We start from the raw sequence: 15763 nt of genomic DNA, 5'->3' as shown, positions 1-15763 counted from the left end.
CGGCGCCCTGTGTCTATGGGATAGGTCAGGCGGTGGGGTGACCGCGTGCGCGGTCCGGGATCTAGCGTGTGCCGCGGCGGATCAGATTCCCGCCGATCAGGCGCGATAACGCGCGCTGGTTTTCGAGCACGCGGTTCAGGTTCTGGTGCGCGATTCGCGCGTGCTCGCGCATCAACGCTTCGGCGCGCGCACCTTCGCGATTCTCGATTGCCGAGAGCACCGCGCGATGCTGGGCCTGGGCGACGACCAGCGTTTCGCGCGCGCGCGGGTCCAGCGACTGCACGACGACGAAGGCGCTCGCCGACGCGAACGGCAAGGTCGACGCTTTTTCGATCTGGCGCTGCACGACCTGACTGCCCGACGCGCTGGCGAGGAGCCGATGGAAGTTCGCGTTCGCTTCCACGTAGCGCGAAAAGGTTTCTTCGGAAAGTTCGCCGACCAGCAAGGCGTCGATTTCGTCGACGCAATCGTTGAGGTCGCGAAACATCGTATGCGAGATACCGCGCTCGGCCGCGAGCCTGGCCGCGAGTCCTTCGAGCGTGCCGCGCAGTTCGATCGAATCGCGGATTTCGTATTCGCTGAACGAGCGTACCGCAAAGCCGCCGGACGGGATCGGCTCGACCAGACCTTCTTCCTGCAACCGGATCAGCCCGGCCCGCACGGGCGTGCGCGACACGCCGAGGCGCTCGACGACCCAGAGTTCGGAGATGCGTTCTCCCGGGCTCAGGTCGCCGCCGAGAATCAGTTCTCTCAAGCCGAGAAGGGCGCGCACGGTTTGCGATGCCGAGGCGGCGGATTTGCTGTCGACGGTGGAATTTTCGATGTCGGGCATGGCATGTCCGGAAGGGTTGCGCGGGCGGGCCGATTCAGGAAATGGCTCGGCTGCCTCGCTCGATGGATACAGAGTGTATACATCGAGGCGCTATTTTCAAGACATAGCAGGGGGAATTACGGGTAAACCACGAGATTTTGTGAGCGACAAAACATAAATTGTGTACAACATAAGACGATTAAAGATCGCGCATCGTATTTCCACGCGGCTCGAAAGACGATCGCGCGAGCCGCGCTGCGCCAGCCGGCGCGCGCTATAGCCCCGCGCTCAGGTGCATCCGTTTCGTATTCGGCAGCGGTTCGTGCTGCATCGGTCCCTTGATGAGTTCGCTCATCGCGTTGCGGGCCCAGCGGTTGGCCGGCTCGTGATGAAAGCGCGGATGCCAGTACAGATAGAGGTCGTACTTGGGCGCGGGGAACGGCAGCGGCAACAGCTTGACGTTCACGAACTCCGCGAAACGCCGACCGACCGCCTGAGGGACGGCCGCGATCATGTCCGACCCGGCCACGATGAACGGCACGCCGATGAAGCGCGGCACGCTGAAGCGCACGTTGATGCGAATGCCGAGGCGTTCGTGAGCGCGTTCGAGCACGTCCTGCTCGCGGCCCTCGGGATGGACGATCACGTGCGCGGCGTTGCGGTATTGATCGAGCGATAGCGTGTCGCCAATCTCGGGGTGATCGTCGCGGGCGATGCACACGTAGGAGTGCCGGTACAGCGCCTTGCGCTTGAGCGCCTCGCTCTTGAGCCCCGGGAAGTAGCCGATCGCGAGATCGACTTCGCCGCTCGCGAGGCCTTCCTCGAGCTCCGGCATGCTGAGCGCGACGGTCTTGATGCTCACGTGCGGCGCGGTTCTGGCGAGAAAGCTTTGCAGACGCGGCAGAAACACCATCTCGCCGATATCGGACATGCACAGCACGAAATTGCGCGACGACTCCGCGGGCCGGAATTCAGGGGCCGGAAGAATCTCGGTCTGCACGAGATCGAGCAGCCGCGCCACCGGATCGCCGAGCGCCTGCGCGCGGGGCGTGGGTTCCATGCCGCGCCCGGTACGCACGAAGAGCGGGTCCCCGAACAGTTCGCGCAGTTTCGACAACGCATAGCTCATTGCCGGCTGGCTCAAGCCGATGCTCACACCGGCCTGCGTCACATGGCGCTTCTTCAGCAGCGCATCGAACACCTTCAGCAGATTCAGATCGACCTGACGAATATCCATAGTTTGGATGATCCCTATCGACGTTACATAATTGACGGATTTTATCGCCGTTTTTAACATCGTTTCCAAACTAAAGGAGTGAGACACCATGTCTGAAGAACAGAAGCCGCAACGCCCGTTGCGCAGCAATTTCCCCCGTGGTTCCTATCTCGGCGCGGTACGCGCCGCCCAGTGGCGCAATCTCGGCATCAGCGAAGAGGACCTCGACAAGCCGAAGATCGCCATCGTCAATTCGTCGTCGGAACTCGCGACGTGCTTCAGCCACCTCGACGGCATTGCCGCGCAGCTGAAAGAGGCGATTCGCGCGGCGGGGGCCTTGCCGTTCGAAATCCGCACGGCCGCGCCGAGCGACTTCATTACCGGTGCCGGCGCGCGCGGCGCATACATGCTGGCTGCCCGCGACCTCGTCACGAACGACATCGAAGTGGCCGTAGAAGGCGCGCAACTCGACGGCATGGTGTGCCTCGCCTCGTGCGACAAAACAGTGCCGGGTCAGTTGATGGCCGCCGCGCGGCTGAACATACCGACCATCGTCGTTGCGTGCGGCTATCAGCCGAGCGGCGAATATCGGGGCGAGCACGTCGATATCGAAGACGTGTTCGTCGGCGCGATGCACACGCTGACCGGCAAGCTTCCGGTCGAGGACCTCATCGGCATGAGCCAGAACGCGATTCGCGGCCCCGGCGTGTGCTCGGGACTCGGCACCGCGAATTCGATGCATATGGTGAGCGAGGCGCTCGGCATGTCGCTGCCGGGCAGCACGCCGGTGGCCGCCAACAGCGAAAAGATGTTCGCCTTCGTGCGCGAAGCCGGCGCGCGCATCGTCGAGATGGTGCGCGACGACCTGAAGCCGCGCGATATCCTCACGCGCGGCGCGTTCGCGAACGCGGTGAAGACGGTGTTGGCCGTCGGCGGTTCGATCAACACGGTGAAACATATGCAGGCGGTCGCCGCCGAAGGCGGGATCGACGTCGACGTGTATGCGCTGTTCGAGGAATTTGCCGCCCAGATTCCGGTGTTGACCGGCGTGCGTCCGGTCGGCTCGCACACGATCGAGCAGCTGGAAGCGGCCGGCGGCGGCCGCGGCGTGATGAAGCGGCTCGAAGCATGGCTCGACACCGGCGCCTTGACCGTGACGGGGCGCACGGTCAAGGACAACCTGCAGGATGTCTGGATTGCCGACGACGAAGTGATTCGCACGCCTGAGCGTGCGTTCGCCAATCATCCGGCCATCGTGCTCGTGCGCGGCAATCTCGCGCCGCAGGCCGGCATCGTCAAATTCGGCATTTCGCCGGACAAGCAGCGTACGTTCACAGGCAAGGCACTGTGCTACTCGACTTCCGACGACGCGATTGCGGCGATCAAGGACGGCCGCATCCAGCCGGGCAACGTCGTCGTGATGCGCGGCGCGGGCGTGTGCGGCGGCCCGGCGATGGGCGGCGGCGCCTCGCGCGTCGTCTTCGCGATCGATGGCGCGGGTTTGTCCGAGCAGGTCGCCATGCTGACCGACGGACACCTGTCCGGTCTCGTCTGCAAGGGGCTGGTGGTGGCCGAGGTCTCGCCGGAAGCGGCGACCGGCGGGCCGCTCGCGCTCGTGGAGGACGGCGACACGGTCGAGATCGACCTCGAGCGGCGCGTTTGCAATCTGCAGGTGGACGAAGCCGAAGTGGCGCGCCGCCGCGCCGCGTGGCAGCGCCCCGCGCCCGTCAACGACACCGGCTGGCTGAAGATCTATCGCGCGACGGTCGGAACGATGCCGCAAGGCGCGGTGCTCGGCGCGGACCGGCCGGCGCGGGAGCGTTGAGATGGGCGCCGAAACCGTAATCGACATCGGCACGGTCATCGAGCGGCAGCAGACCCATCGCTTCGGGGTACTGCTGATCGTCGCGATGGGCGTGATGATGATGACCGAGGGCTACGACCTCGCCGCGATGGCGTTTGCGGCGCCGGCGCTCAGCCGCGCGTGGCATCTCGGGCACGGCGTGCTCGGCCCGGTGTTCGGCGCGTTCGTGTTCGGCACGATGATCGGCGCGTTCGCACTCGGCTATCTCGGCGACGTGATCGGCCGCAAGCGCACGATCATCATCGGCAGCGTCGTGCTCGCGGTGTTCACGCTTGCGGCGTCGCACGCGACGGGGCTCGAACAGTTGCTCGTGCTGCGCTTTCTCGCAGGCATCGGCATCGGCGGCGTCGTGCCGAACGCGATCGCGTACACCACCGAGTTCGCGCCGAAGCGCTGGCGCGCGACGTGGGTCACGCTGATGTACACCGGCTACACGATCGGCAGCAGCGTCGGTGGTCTCGTATCCGCGTGGCTCGTGCCGAAGTTCGGCTGGCAGGTGGTGTTCGTGATCGGCGGCATCGCGCCGCTCGTGACGAGCGCGATGCTGTGGTTTGCGGTGCCGGAGTCGATCCGCTTCCTGACGCTGAAGGGCCGGCATGCCGAAGTCGCGCGAATCGTTGCGCGGATCGCGCCGGGTTTCGTCGTCGAGCCGCAAGCGCGCTTCGCGACCGGCAGCGGTTCGCAGGGTGACGCGCATGGCGATGCCCGCGACGGCTCGCTGCGACTCCTGTTCGCGGGCCGGTTGCGTGCGCTGACGCCGGTGCTGTGGGCCGTGTACATCGCCAACTCGATGGCGCTGTTTTTCCTTAGCAGCTGGCTGCCGGTGCTGATCGAAAGCGTCGGCCTGGCGCCGCAACAGGCGGCTCTCGTGTCGGCGATGTTCCAGCTCGGCGGCACGCTGGGCGGTCTCGCGCTGATGCGCTTCGTCGACACGCGCGGCGCGATCATCATCACCGTGCTGCCGCTGGTCGGTACGCCGCTCGTCGCGCTGCTCGGCACCGGCTTGCCGGGGCCGATGCTCGTCGCGGCCGTGTTTCTCACGGGCTTCACGGTGGTCGGCACGCAGTTCGGCCTGAACGCCGTCGCCGCGCTCGTCTATCCGACCGCGCTGCGCGCGAAAGGCACCGGTTCGGCGGTCGGCATCCAGAAGATCGGTGCCATCGCGGGGCCGGTGATCGGCGGCATGTTGATGGCCGCGCATCTGCCCGTCGAGCAACTGTTCTTCTTCGGCGCGGCGCCGGTCGCGCTCGTCGCGGTACTCGCCTTCGTCCTCGGCCGCCTGCATCGTCGTCGCGACGACGCCGCGTCGGACAACACTCAATCAGGAGCAGCCCATGTCGCTTGAAGTCGTTCCCATCGACGCCGCGCGTCCGGATTTCGCCGGTCTCGCGCGAGGCGTCGATCTCGCCGGGCCGATCGCCGAAGACGTCGCCTGCGCGATCGACGCGGCCATGAACCACTACGCGGTGCTCGTGTTCCGCGGGCAGCCGCTCACGCAGGAACAGCAGCTGGCGTTCGCGGGCGCGCTCGGGCCGCTCGATCTCGGCTTCAAGCGCGTGGCCCGTCCGCATGCGCGGCTCGCCTACCAGGAGCTGGCCGACATCTCGAACATCGACGAGTCCGGACAGGTTGCGGACCGCGCGCATCGGCGCATCGTCGGCAATCTCGCGAACCAGCTGTGGCATAGCGATAGTTCGTTCCAGCAGCCGGCCGCGCGCTATTCGATGCTGCATGCGGTCGTGGTGCCCGAGTGGGGCGGCGAGACCGAATACGCGGACATGCGTGCCGCGTGGGACGCGCTCGATCCGCGCGACCAGCGGGAACTCGACGGGCTCGAAGCGGAGCATTACGCGCTGTACTCGCGCTTCCTGCTCGGCGATACCGAGTACACCGAAGAACAGCGCAACGCGCTGCCGCCGGTGCGCTGGCCGATCGTTCGCGAGCACGCGGGGTCGGGCCGCCGGCATCTGTTTATCGGCGCGCATACGACGCATGTCGTCGATCGCACGATCGCCGAAGGACGCATGTTGCTGGCGGACCTGCTCGAACATGCGACCGCGCGCCGCTTCGTGTACGCGCATCAGTGGCAGCCCGGCGACCTCGTGATCTGGGACAACCGCTGCACGCTGCATCGAGGCCGCCGCTACGACCTGTCGGTGCGCCGCGAACTGCGGCGCGCGACGACGATCGACGTGGATCGCCACGCCGGGGCGAACACGGCTCAACCCGAACCTGCACACGGAGCGCGGTAAATGAAGCTGAACGACGACGAACAGGCGATGCTCGACGGCCGCGACGGCCCTGCCGTGCAGCGCGCGATGGATCTGCTCGTGCGCTATGGCGAAGCGCTCGGTGCGCCACGGCTGGTGGACACCAACAACGTATGCGGCACGGTCGGCGCGACGATGCCGTTCCTGCGCGATTACGCGGCGCAGCACGGCGGCCTCGACGCGGTGTTTTCCGAATTCAATCTCGACAGCCCGGATGTCGTTGAGGTGCCGAAGGCGAAGGTGTTCAGCAGCCATTTGCAGCAGGGGCTCGACCCGGAGCATGCGCAGCGCCAGGGGATCGACAGCCAGATTGTCAAGCTCTATCGCCAGGGCGAAGCCTACACGGGGCGCCTCGGCATCCAGCCGCTCAATACCTGCGCGCCGTATCTTGCCGGCAACGTGCCGGTGCGCGGCGAGCATTGCGCGTGGATGGAGTCGTCGGCGGTGATCTACATCAACGCGGTGCTCGGCGCGCGCACGAACGCGGAAGGCCGCGAGAGCACGGGCGCCGCGATGCTGACCGGCAAGATTCCTTACTGGGGTCTGCACCTCGACGAGAACCGCGGCGGCACGCATCTGATCGAGCTCGATATCGAGGTGAAGACGGTGCAGGACTGGGGGCTGCTCGGCTACTACGTCGGCGAAGTCGTGCAGGACCGCATTCCGGTAATCGACGGGCTGCGCGACGTGCCGAACCTGCCGAAGCTCAAGCACTTCGGCGCGGCGGCGGCATCGTCCGGCGGTGTCGAGATGTATCACATCGTCGGTCAGACGCCGGAGGCGCGCACGCGCGACGAAGCGTTCCGTGGCCGCCGGCCGGTCGAGACGATCCGCTATGGCGCGGCCGAGCGGCGTCTCGCGTACGAACGCGTGAACACCACCGCGAAGGATGCGCAGGTCGATTTCGTAATGCTTGGCTGTCCGCACTATTCGATCGAGCAGATCTGGGAAGTGTGCCAACTGCTCGAAGGCCGGCGCATCGGCGCGAACACCGAGCTATGGATCTTCACCGCGCGTGCGACACGGCAACTCGCCGACCAGGCCGGCTACACGAAGCTGATCGAGGACGCGGGCGGCGTGCTGATGACCGATACGTGCTCGGCGATCGGCCGCGTGATGCCCAAGGGCACGCGCGTCGTCGCGCTCGACTCGGCGAAGCAGGCGCATTATCTGCCCGCCATCATGGGCGTACAGGCATGGTTCGGCACCACGGCCGACTGCATCGAGGCCGCAGTGACGGGCCGCTGGCAAGGAGGGCTTACCGCATGAACGCGAAGAACGACGACACGACGGCGGGCGCAGCGGACGCGGCCATCGTGCTGCATGGCCGCAAGGTGGTCGGCGGCTGTATCGAGGGCGAAGCGCTGGTGACGCGCGATCGCATCTCCGGCTGGGGCGGCATCGACCCGCGCACCGGCACGATCATCGAGACGCGCCACGAACTGCGCGGACAGAGCTTCGCGAACAAGGTGCTCGTGTTTCCGGGCGCGAAGGGCTCGTCGGGCTGGTCGAGCCAGTTCCATATCGCACGGATCGCCGGCACCGCGCCGGCGGCGATGCTGTTCAACGAAATGACCACGAAGATCGCGCTCGGCGCGGTGGTCAGCCATGCGCCCTCGCTGACCGACTTCGACGTCGATCCGCTCGACGTGATCGAAACGGGCGACTGGGTCCGCGTCGATGCCGACCGTGGTGTCGTCGAAGTGCTGAAGCGCGGTCGCGCCTGAGCTTGCCGCGCGGGACATCCGCGCGCACCTGACATTGTTTTAATGGAGAAAATGTTGTGAAGACTGGTACTCGTATCGTCCGCCGCAGCGGGCAATCGACGAGCTGGAAACTCGACGCGGACGTGTGCATCGTCGGCGCGGGTATTGCCGGCACCTCGGCCGCACTCGAAGCGGCGGCACTCGGCCGCAAGGTCGTGCTGGTGGACAGCCTGCCCGCGCTCGGCGGCCAGGCGGTCAACTCGATCATCGGCACGTTCTGCGGACTGTTCTCGAACGGACCGAAGCGCTTTCAGGTCACGCACGGCATCGCGGACGGCATCCTGCGCGATCTCGGCGAGAAGGGCGCGCTGCACTATAAGGAAGGACCTCTGACGACCGTCGTGCTGTACGACGAAGTCGCGCTCGCGCGCTGGATCGAACAGAAGATACTCGACGCCGGCATCACCGTCGTGCTCGGCGCGGTACTGCGCGACGTGACGCGCGACGGCCGGCGGGTGAGCGAGCTCGATGTGGCGACGCGCTACGGCGACGTGCGCATCGCGGCGAAAGGCTTCGTTGACGCGAGCGGCGACGCGGCGCTCACGTGGCTCGCCGGCTTCGACTGCCAGGAGCCGGACACGCCGATTCGCGGCACGCAGATGATCGTGCTGGAAAACCTCGACGAAACCGATCTGCCGACCCCGACCGCTTTCCGCGAACGCGTCGAGGCGAAGGCGAACGAGTACGGGCTGGAGCGCAAGGACGGTCTCGTGTTCTATTTCCGCGGCCGCAACATCGGCATTGCCAACATGACGCACATCGAGACGCCGCTCGAACCGATGGCGGCGTCGCACACCGCGCTCGTCGGGCGCGACCAGGCGGACCGCGCGTTCGAGTTCCTGCGCAGCGAGTATCCGCACATCTATCGCAATGCGCACATCCGCAGCTACGGTTTGCCGGGTATCCGGCAGACGCGCTGGATCGTCGGCGAGCAGCAGTTGACCTCGGAAGACGTGATTACCGCGAAGCAGTTTCCCGACGCCGTCGCGCGCACGTCATGGCCGATCGAGCTGCACGATCGCGCGGAAGGCTACGAATGGAAACCGTTCGGCGACGACCATCTGCATACCGTACCGTTCGGCAGTCTCGTCGTGAAGGGCGCGGACAATCTGATCGCGGTCGGCCGCTGTATCGACGCCGACGCGAGCGCGCTGTCGAGCGTGCGCGTGATGGGGCCGTGCATCGCGATGGGCGCGGCGGCCGCGCATGCGTTCGATCTCGCGGACGGCGGCAGCGTTCAGCAGATCGATCGCGGCGCGCTGCGCGAGCGGCTCTCCGACAACGTCGATCGTATCGATCCGCCGCATCTGAAGGACTGACGCACGGCTTGCCCGTATCGCGGGAATCCGACAGAGGTGCGCGACAAGCACCCGTTCCCGCGAGTCCACTCACTGCATGACCGGAACCCCATGACGCGTCGGGCACTGCCCGGCGGTCAATGCGGAACTTCCTGGAGGAGACAATGATTCAAACCTTGCCCGAGGCGCGCACACTTGACGTGTCGCGTCTGATCGACGAACAGAAGGTCGGCTGGTTCGCAGTCCTGCTAATTGCATCGACATGGTTCGTGATGCTGACCGACGGCTACGAACTGAGCGCGCTGGCGTTCGCCGCGCCATCGCTGATCCGCGCATGGCACATCGAGCGCAGCGTGCTCGGGCCGGTGTTTGGCGCGAATATTTTCGGCATCATGATCGGCTCGATCGTGTTCGGCTACGTCGGGGATCGCATCGGCCGCAAGCGCGCGATCCTGTTCGGCGCATGCTGGTACGGCGTCGCCACGCTCGCGACCGTGTGGGCGTCCAGCGTCGACCCGTTGCTGTGGCTGCGCTTCGTGGCGGGCATCGGCATCGGCGGCGCGGTGCCGAACGCGTTCGTGCTCGTCTCGGAGTTCGCACCGAAGCGGCTGCGCGCAACCTGGGTCACGCTGATGTTCACCGGCTACACGCTCGGCGCGGGCTTCGGCGGTGGCGTCGCGGTGTGGCTCGTGCCGCACTACGGCTGGCCGGCGGTATTCGTGGTCGGTGGCGTCGCGCCGCTCGTCGTCGCGGCCCTGCTGTGGTTCGTGATGCCCGAGTCGCTGCGCTACCAGGTGCTGAAGGGCTGGTCTCGCGACGGCATCGCGGCGACCGCCGCGCGCCTCAGGCCGGAACTCGCACTGCCGTCCGACGCGCATTTCGTCGTGACCGACGAGCGCCGCGTCGAGAAATTCTCGCCGCGCATGCTGTTCGCGGGCCGCTTGCGCTACGTGACGACGGCACTGTGGCTCGCGTACATCGCCAACTCGATGGCGCTGTTCTTCCTGCAAAACTGGTTGCCGGTGCTGATCGAGGCGACCGGCGTCGATGCGCATCGCGCCGCGCTGATGACGACATTGTTCTCGGTCGGCGGCACACTCGGCGGTCTCGTGCTGATGCGCTTCATCGACCGGCATGGCGTGCGGCTCGTCACCTGCCTGCCGTTGATCGGCTTTCCGCTCGTCGCGGCGCTCGGCATGGATCTGAAGATGGGCTTGCTGACCGCCGCCGTGTTCGGCGTGGGCTTCTGCGTGGCTGGAACCCAGGCCGGGCTCAACGCGGTCGCGTCGATCGTCTACCCGACCAGCTTCCGCTCGAAAGGCACCGGCACCGCGATCGGCGTGGCGAAGATCGGCTCGATCTCCGGTCCGATGATCGGCGGCATGCTGCTGGCCGGACATCTGCCGGTGCGCGATCTGTTTCATGTCGCAGCGCTGCCGGTCGTAAGTGTCGCGGTGCTGATGTTCGTGCTCGGCCGCATGTACCGGCCCGGCGGTATCGAGGAAGACGTCATGTCCACCGATGCACCGTTGCCGGCTGCCGGCGCCGCGGCGAAACGGTAGGACAGACAGGCGGGATGCGCGGCCGCGCATCGTGGCGGGAGCCGGCACTTTAGCGCGCAAGGCTCCTGCTCATCGGCTTTCATTTGCAGTCCACATCACATTCAAACTGGAGAGAGACAATGAAAACAGCAGTTTGCACTGCTGCGGTCGTTTGCGCCTGCGCAGCGCCGCTGGCGGCTCACGCGCAGAGCTCGGTCACGCTGTACGGCATCATCGATACGGGCATCGCGTGGACGAATTCGGTCGCGTCGTCGATCACGACGCAGGGCGCTTCGCGCTGGTCGATGGCGACAGGGTGGGGCAGCGGCGACCGCTTCGGCTTCGTCGGGCGAGAGGACCTCGGCGGTGGCCTCGCCGCCATATTCCGGCTCGAAGCGGGGTTCAGCGGACTGAACGGCACGTCGTCGCAGGGTGGCCGGCTGTTCGGCCGGCAGGCCTATGTGGGGCTCGCCAGCGAGCGCTACGGCCAGCTCACTTTCGGCCGTCAGTATGACTATACGTTCGACTACGTCGCGCCGCTGCTGTCGTGGCTACAGTTCGGCAGCATCTACGGCGCCCATATCGGCGACGTCGACGATACGTTCCAGACGTTCCGGCTCGACAACACTGTCAAGTACGAAGTCAGCCCGCTCACGGGCCTGAAGATGGGCGCGATCTATGCGTTCAGCAACCAGGCAGCCGGCGCGGATGGCCAGGGCTTCGCCAACAATCGCGCCTACGGGTTCGGCCTCGACTACCAGCGCGGCGCGCTGCATGCGGTCGCGAGCTATCTGCAACTGAACAATCCGTCGGCGGGGCTCGCCTCGGGCAGCAATCCGAACGGGGCGGTCGGCGATGAATATAGCGGCTCGACCAGCATCTTCTACAACGCGGGCTTTGTCGAACGGCAGCGGATTTCGGCGCTCGGGGCCGGCTACACGTTCGGTGCCGCGACGGTCAACGCCGTGGTGACCGATACGCGGCTCGACTATCGAGGCGGTCAGACCATGCGGGTGGACAACTACGAAATCAACGGACGCTACCAGTTCACGCCGGCGCTGATGGCCGGCATCGGCTATATCTTCACCGACGGCCACGGCTATACCGGCACCGGCGCAACGTCCTTCGCGACCGGCGACCGGCCGAAGTGGCACCAGGTCAACGCGGGCATCAGCTATCTGCTGTCCAAGCGCACGGACGTGCATATGTCGCTGGTTTATCAGCACCTCGCCGGCGATGCGAGCACGGTCGCGATCAACTTCTTCGGGCCCGCGGGGGCGGGACGCACCAGTCAGATCGCCGTGCTGGCGGGATTGCGGCACCGGTTCTGATGAACCGCGCGAGGGCCGCTACGCGTTGTAGCGGCCATTCAGGCGTCACCCCAGGCGGCATCTCATCGCACGCTAGACGGCCGGTGGCGCCGCCGTGTTCTTGTCATGCGCGCGCGATGCCAGCCATGCCATGCCGGCGCCGAGTCCGCCCGCAAGGCCGCCAAACGTGCCGATCCACGGCATGCCGAAGCGGTCTGCGATGTGATTGCCGAACAGCGCGCCGGCGCCGATCCCGACGTTGTACAGACCGGAATAGATCGATACGGCAAGGTCCGTCGCTTCCGGCGCCAGCTTGAGCATCCATGCCTGCATCGCGAGCCCGAAGCAGACGATCGCGCCGCCCCAGACCACGATATGTACGGAGAGCGTGACGATATCGAGCGAGCACGGGAACAGGATCAGCAGGCACACGGACAGCGCGACAATCGATGTCAGCAGGAATTGCGCCGGCCGTCGAGGGTAGAGGTGGTTGAAGCAGAGGGCCGCCGGAATGCCGGCGCTGCCGAACAGGATCAGCAGGTAGGTGATCTGGCCTTCGCTCGCATGGCTGACGCTGCGCACGAACGGCTCGATGTAGGTATACGACGTGAAGTGCGCGGACACGACGAGAACCGTAATCGCGTAGAGCGCCACCAGCATCGGCTTGCGCAGCAGCGCGGGCAGGTGCGCGAGCGAGCCCGTTTGATGGCTGGGCAACTCGGGCAGTGTGGCGCGCAATATCGGCAGCGTAATGGCCGACGCGCACGCGAGTGTCAGGAAGGTGATCCGCCAGCCCAGCGCCTGGCCGATCACGCGCCCGATCGGAATGCCGGCCACCATCGCGATCGACGTGCCCATCGCCAGCAGGCTGAGGGCGCGGCTTTTCCGCTCCGGCGGCGCGAGCCGCACGACCAGCGCAACGGAGATCGACCAGAAGGTCGCGTGTGCACAGGCGATGCCGATGCGCCCGATGACGAGCACCGGGAAGTTCCACGCCACGCTCGTCACGAGATGGCTGACGACAAACAGAACGAGTACTCCGCTCAACAGCTTGCGGCGTTCGACGTGGCGGGTGAGCGCGGTCAACGGCAGCGACACCGCTGCGACCGTCCACGCATAGATCGTCATCATCAGCCCGACGTCGGTCGGCCGCATGTGCAGGCTCTCGCCGATGGCGCTCAGCAGCGCGACGGGAACGAATTCCGTGGTGTTGAAGATGAACGCGGTCAGCGTCAGCGCGAGCACGCCTGACCACGAGTGTTCCGGATGAGCAGATGCGTTTGTCGACATGCCTGGATGTGGGAAAGAGGAGTCGTGTCCGGTCTGTGCACCTGCGCCTCGGGTCAGCCGGCGCATGCGCCTTATGAGCCACATGAGGAGCCGCATGCGCCATGCCGCGCTGCAATCGCTTCAATCCCCCGACGACAGCACCGGATGTCCGCCCGCGAGCGACGAGCCCCTCAGCAACAACGTGCCGCCGCCTGACGCCGCGAGTTCGTTGGCGGCGTCGAGCAGCCGCGGCGCCAGCTCGATCATGCGCTGTTCCGTCAGCCGCGACGAAGGTCCCGCGATGCTCACCGTGCCGACCGCTTCCTGCCCCCGGCGGCGAATCGGCGCCGCCATCGCGGCCATGCCGGGCATGAACATGTCGACGGTCATGCTGTAGCCGCGCTTGCGCGACGCCTCGATATGCGCGAGCAGCTCGCGCACGGTTTGCGGCGCGTTCGGTCCGAACTCGTCGCGCGAGCCGAAACCCTGTTTCGACACGAGCTCGATCGCCTTTTCGTCGGCGAGCGTCAGCATCCATGCAAGGCCGGCCGAGGTGCACGACAGCTGCGCGACCATCCCCATTTCCGGGTCGTAGCGCAGGCCCGAGCGCGCGCCTTGCGAGCGCGCCAGCCACGCGATGTGATCGACGTCGATCACGCCGAGGCGCACGAATTCGCCCGAATCCTGCGCGAGCCGGTCGAGGATCGGCTGGGCGATGTCCTGCACGCCCGTATTCGACAGATAGCTGAGGCCGAGCGAGGCGAGCTTCGTCGTCAGCACGTAGTCGCCGTGGTTGCGCACCTGGCGCACATAACCCGCGTCGCAGAGTTCGGTCAGCAGCCGATGCGCGGCGCTGCGCGGCATCCCGAGATCGTCGGCGATCGCCACGAGCGGCAGTCCTTCGAAATGATGCGCGAGATGTTCGAGCACGCTCAGGGTTCGGGTAGTCGGTCCAGCCATCAGTAGCTCACTCTTCCTGTCAGTCATTGCAACCTGGTTGCCAGCCTGGATGGTACCTGGCGCGTCCAGTGTCGTCTATTGGAAATAATTTCCAAAATTCGTAAATATGGAATATAGTTCAAAAAAGCGGCGAGACCCTTGCCCTCATGCCGCCCCAATACAAATCAAATCATGGAGATAACGCATGCGTCATTCGAAGAGCCCGGCCGCGTCGGCAGCGGTTTTGCGCTGGACTGAAAAAACGACCTCCCTCGCGGCGCTCGCGTGCCTGCTCGCGGGCGCGGCCGTGCCCGCGCCCGCGCGGGCCGACGAGCCGATCAGGATCGGCATGGTGCTCGCCAAGCAGGGCGCCGTCGCGATCCACTCGGAGTACCTGATGCAGGGCGCGAACATGGTGCTCGAGGAAGACGGCGGCAAGGTGCTCGGCCGTCCGGTGCAGCTGATCTGGCTCGACGAGCCGAGCCCGCAGGCGGCGCAGCAGAACATGCAGAAGCTCATCGACGAAGACAAGGTGGTCGCCATCGTCGGCGGCGGCACGAGCGCCAATGCGCTCGCACTCAGCGCGCTCGCGAATCGCGCGAAGATTCCGTTCATCGCGCCGAACGCGGCGGCCGACGAACTCACGGGCAAGGCCTGCAACCGCTATACGTTCCGCGCGCATCTGCCGGTCAAGCCGCAGGTTCGCGCGATGTCGCAGCAACTGCTGACGCTCGGCAAGCGCTGGTACTTCCTGACCGCGTCGTATGCGTTCGGCCAGGGCGTCAGCGAGCAATTCCAGAAGCAGCTCCTCGCCTCGGGCGGCACGGTGGCCGGCGCCGATGCCGCGCCGCTGAACACGCCCGACTACACCTCGTACATCCTGAAGATTCGCCAGGCCAAGCCCGATGTCGTCGTCAGCGGCCTCGCGGGCAGCGACGTCTCGACGTTCCTCAAGCAGTGGAACGAGATGGGCATGAAAGGGCAGATTCCGATCGCGCAGATCGGCTCGGCCGACAGCGATATCTGGGGCGTCGGTCCGAATGCGGTAGCGGGCTACTACTCGAAGGACTGGTACTTCAACAACCCCGCGAACGTCGCCGAAGACAAGACCTTCGCGGCCGCGTATCAGAAGAAATACAAGCATCCCGCGCCCGATCGCGCGTGGACCGGCTGGTTCGTCATGCGTTCGCTGCTGCAATCGATCGATCAGGCGAAGTCGGTCGAGCCGGCCGCGATCGTCAAGGCGCTCGAAGCCTGGCGCGACCCCAACCGTCCGATGCCCGCGTATTACCGTGCATGGGATCACCAGATGCTGGTGCCGATCCTCGTCGCCAAGGTCAAGTCGAAGATCCCCGACAACTACGACTTCCTCGACGTCGTCAAGACGCTGCCCGACAACGCGGCGGGCCTCGACGCGCTGTACGGCGACAAGGCCGACGTCGGCTGCCAGATGGGTGCGCTCTGATGCGCGCCACGGTC

Annotated in this window: 13 protein-coding genes; 9 read left to right on the top strand and 4 right to left on the bottom strand. The window is 66.0% G+C overall.

Annotated features, from left to right (window positions below):
• Positions 1–61 precede the first annotated feature (61 nt).
• The gene (locus tag GXB81_RS00125) at positions 62–832 is read right to left on the bottom strand and encodes a GntR family transcriptional regulator (RefSeq protein WP_167283298.1); all 771 of its coding nucleotides are present in this window, start codon (positions 830–832) and stop codon (positions 62–64) included.
• A 253-nt stretch (positions 833–1085) separates the two neighbouring features.
• Positions 1086–2048, bottom strand: a complete 963-nt coding sequence (locus tag GXB81_RS00120; protein WP_167044316.1) for a LysR family transcriptional regulator — start codon at positions 2046–2048, stop codon at positions 1086–1088.
• Positions 2049–2136: 88 nt separating this feature from the next.
• On the opposite strand from GXB81_RS00120, the gene ilvD reads away from it, so the two are divergent.
• From ilvD to GXB81_RS00080, 8 genes are all read left to right on the top strand, one after another.
• Positions 2137–3852 (top strand): dihydroxy-acid dehydratase, encoded by a 1716-nt coding sequence (gene ilvD, locus GXB81_RS00115; RefSeq protein WP_167044313.1) that lies wholly within the window; start codon positions 2137–2139, stop codon positions 3850–3852.
• A 1-nt stretch (position 3853) separates the two neighbouring features.
• Positions 3854–5236: an MFS transporter gene (locus tag GXB81_RS00110; RefSeq protein ID WP_205987968.1), complete on the top strand. Its 1383-nt coding sequence runs from the start codon at positions 3854–3856 to the stop codon at positions 5234–5236.
• Positions 5226–6143, top strand: coding sequence for a TauD/TfdA family dioxygenase (locus GXB81_RS00105; RefSeq protein ID WP_205987967.1), 918 nt, complete (start codon positions 5226–5228; stop codon positions 6141–6143). Before GXB81_RS00110 ends, GXB81_RS00105 begins: the two co-directional genes overlap by 11 nt.
• Positions 6144–7430, top strand: coding sequence for an aconitase X catalytic domain-containing protein (locus GXB81_RS00100; protein WP_167044303.1), 1287 nt, complete (start codon positions 6144–6146; stop codon positions 7428–7430).
• Positions 7427–7888 (top strand): DUF126 domain-containing protein, encoded by a 462-nt coding sequence (locus GXB81_RS00095; protein WP_167044300.1) that lies wholly within the window; start codon positions 7427–7429, stop codon positions 7886–7888. The genes GXB81_RS00100 and GXB81_RS00095 overlap by 4 nt, the downstream gene beginning before the upstream one ends.
• A 56-nt stretch (positions 7889–7944) precedes the next feature.
• Entirely contained in the window at positions 7945–9246 is a 1302-nt protein-coding gene (locus GXB81_RS00090; RefSeq protein WP_167044297.1) for an FAD-dependent oxidoreductase, read from the top strand.
• A 143-nt stretch (positions 9247–9389) separates the two neighbouring features.
• Complete coding sequence (locus GXB81_RS00085; protein ID WP_241016161.1) at positions 9390–10787, top strand: MFS transporter; 1398 nt, start codon at positions 9390–9392, stop codon at positions 10785–10787.
• A 119-nt stretch (positions 10788–10906) separates the two neighbouring features.
• Positions 10907–12097, top strand: coding sequence for a porin (locus GXB81_RS00080; protein ID WP_167044291.1), 1191 nt, complete (start codon positions 10907–10909; stop codon positions 12095–12097).
• Between the two features lie 72 nt (positions 12098–12169).
• Here GXB81_RS00080 and GXB81_RS00075 read toward each other — a convergent pair whose 3' ends face one another.
• The gene (locus tag GXB81_RS00075; RefSeq protein WP_205987966.1) at positions 12170–13366 is read right to left on the bottom strand and encodes a sugar transporter; all 1197 of its coding nucleotides are present in this window, start codon (positions 13364–13366) and stop codon (positions 12170–12172) included.
• Between the two features lie 120 nt (positions 13367–13486).
• Positions 13487–14305 (bottom strand): IclR family transcriptional regulator, encoded by an 819-nt coding sequence (locus GXB81_RS00070; RefSeq protein WP_167044284.1) that lies wholly within the window; start codon positions 14303–14305, stop codon positions 13487–13489.
• 184 nt (positions 14306–14489) lie between these two features.
• On the opposite strand from GXB81_RS00070, the gene GXB81_RS00065 reads away from it, so the two are divergent.
• Positions 14490–15749 carry an ABC transporter substrate-binding protein gene (locus tag GXB81_RS00065; protein ID WP_205987965.1) on the top strand — a complete coding sequence of 420 codons (1260 nt, stop codon included), beginning with the start codon at positions 14490–14492 and terminating at the stop codon, positions 15747–15749.
• The last annotated feature ends 14 nt before the right edge of the window (positions 15750–15763 follow it).

The sequence above is a fragment of the Paraburkholderia sp. Ac-20336 genome (assembly GCF_017105025.1).
Lineage (GTDB): Bacteria > Pseudomonadota > Gammaproteobacteria > Burkholderiales > Burkholderiaceae > Paraburkholderia.
Note: the sequence above shows the minus strand (reverse complement) of the source record. Positions and strands in the feature narration are given on the sequence as shown.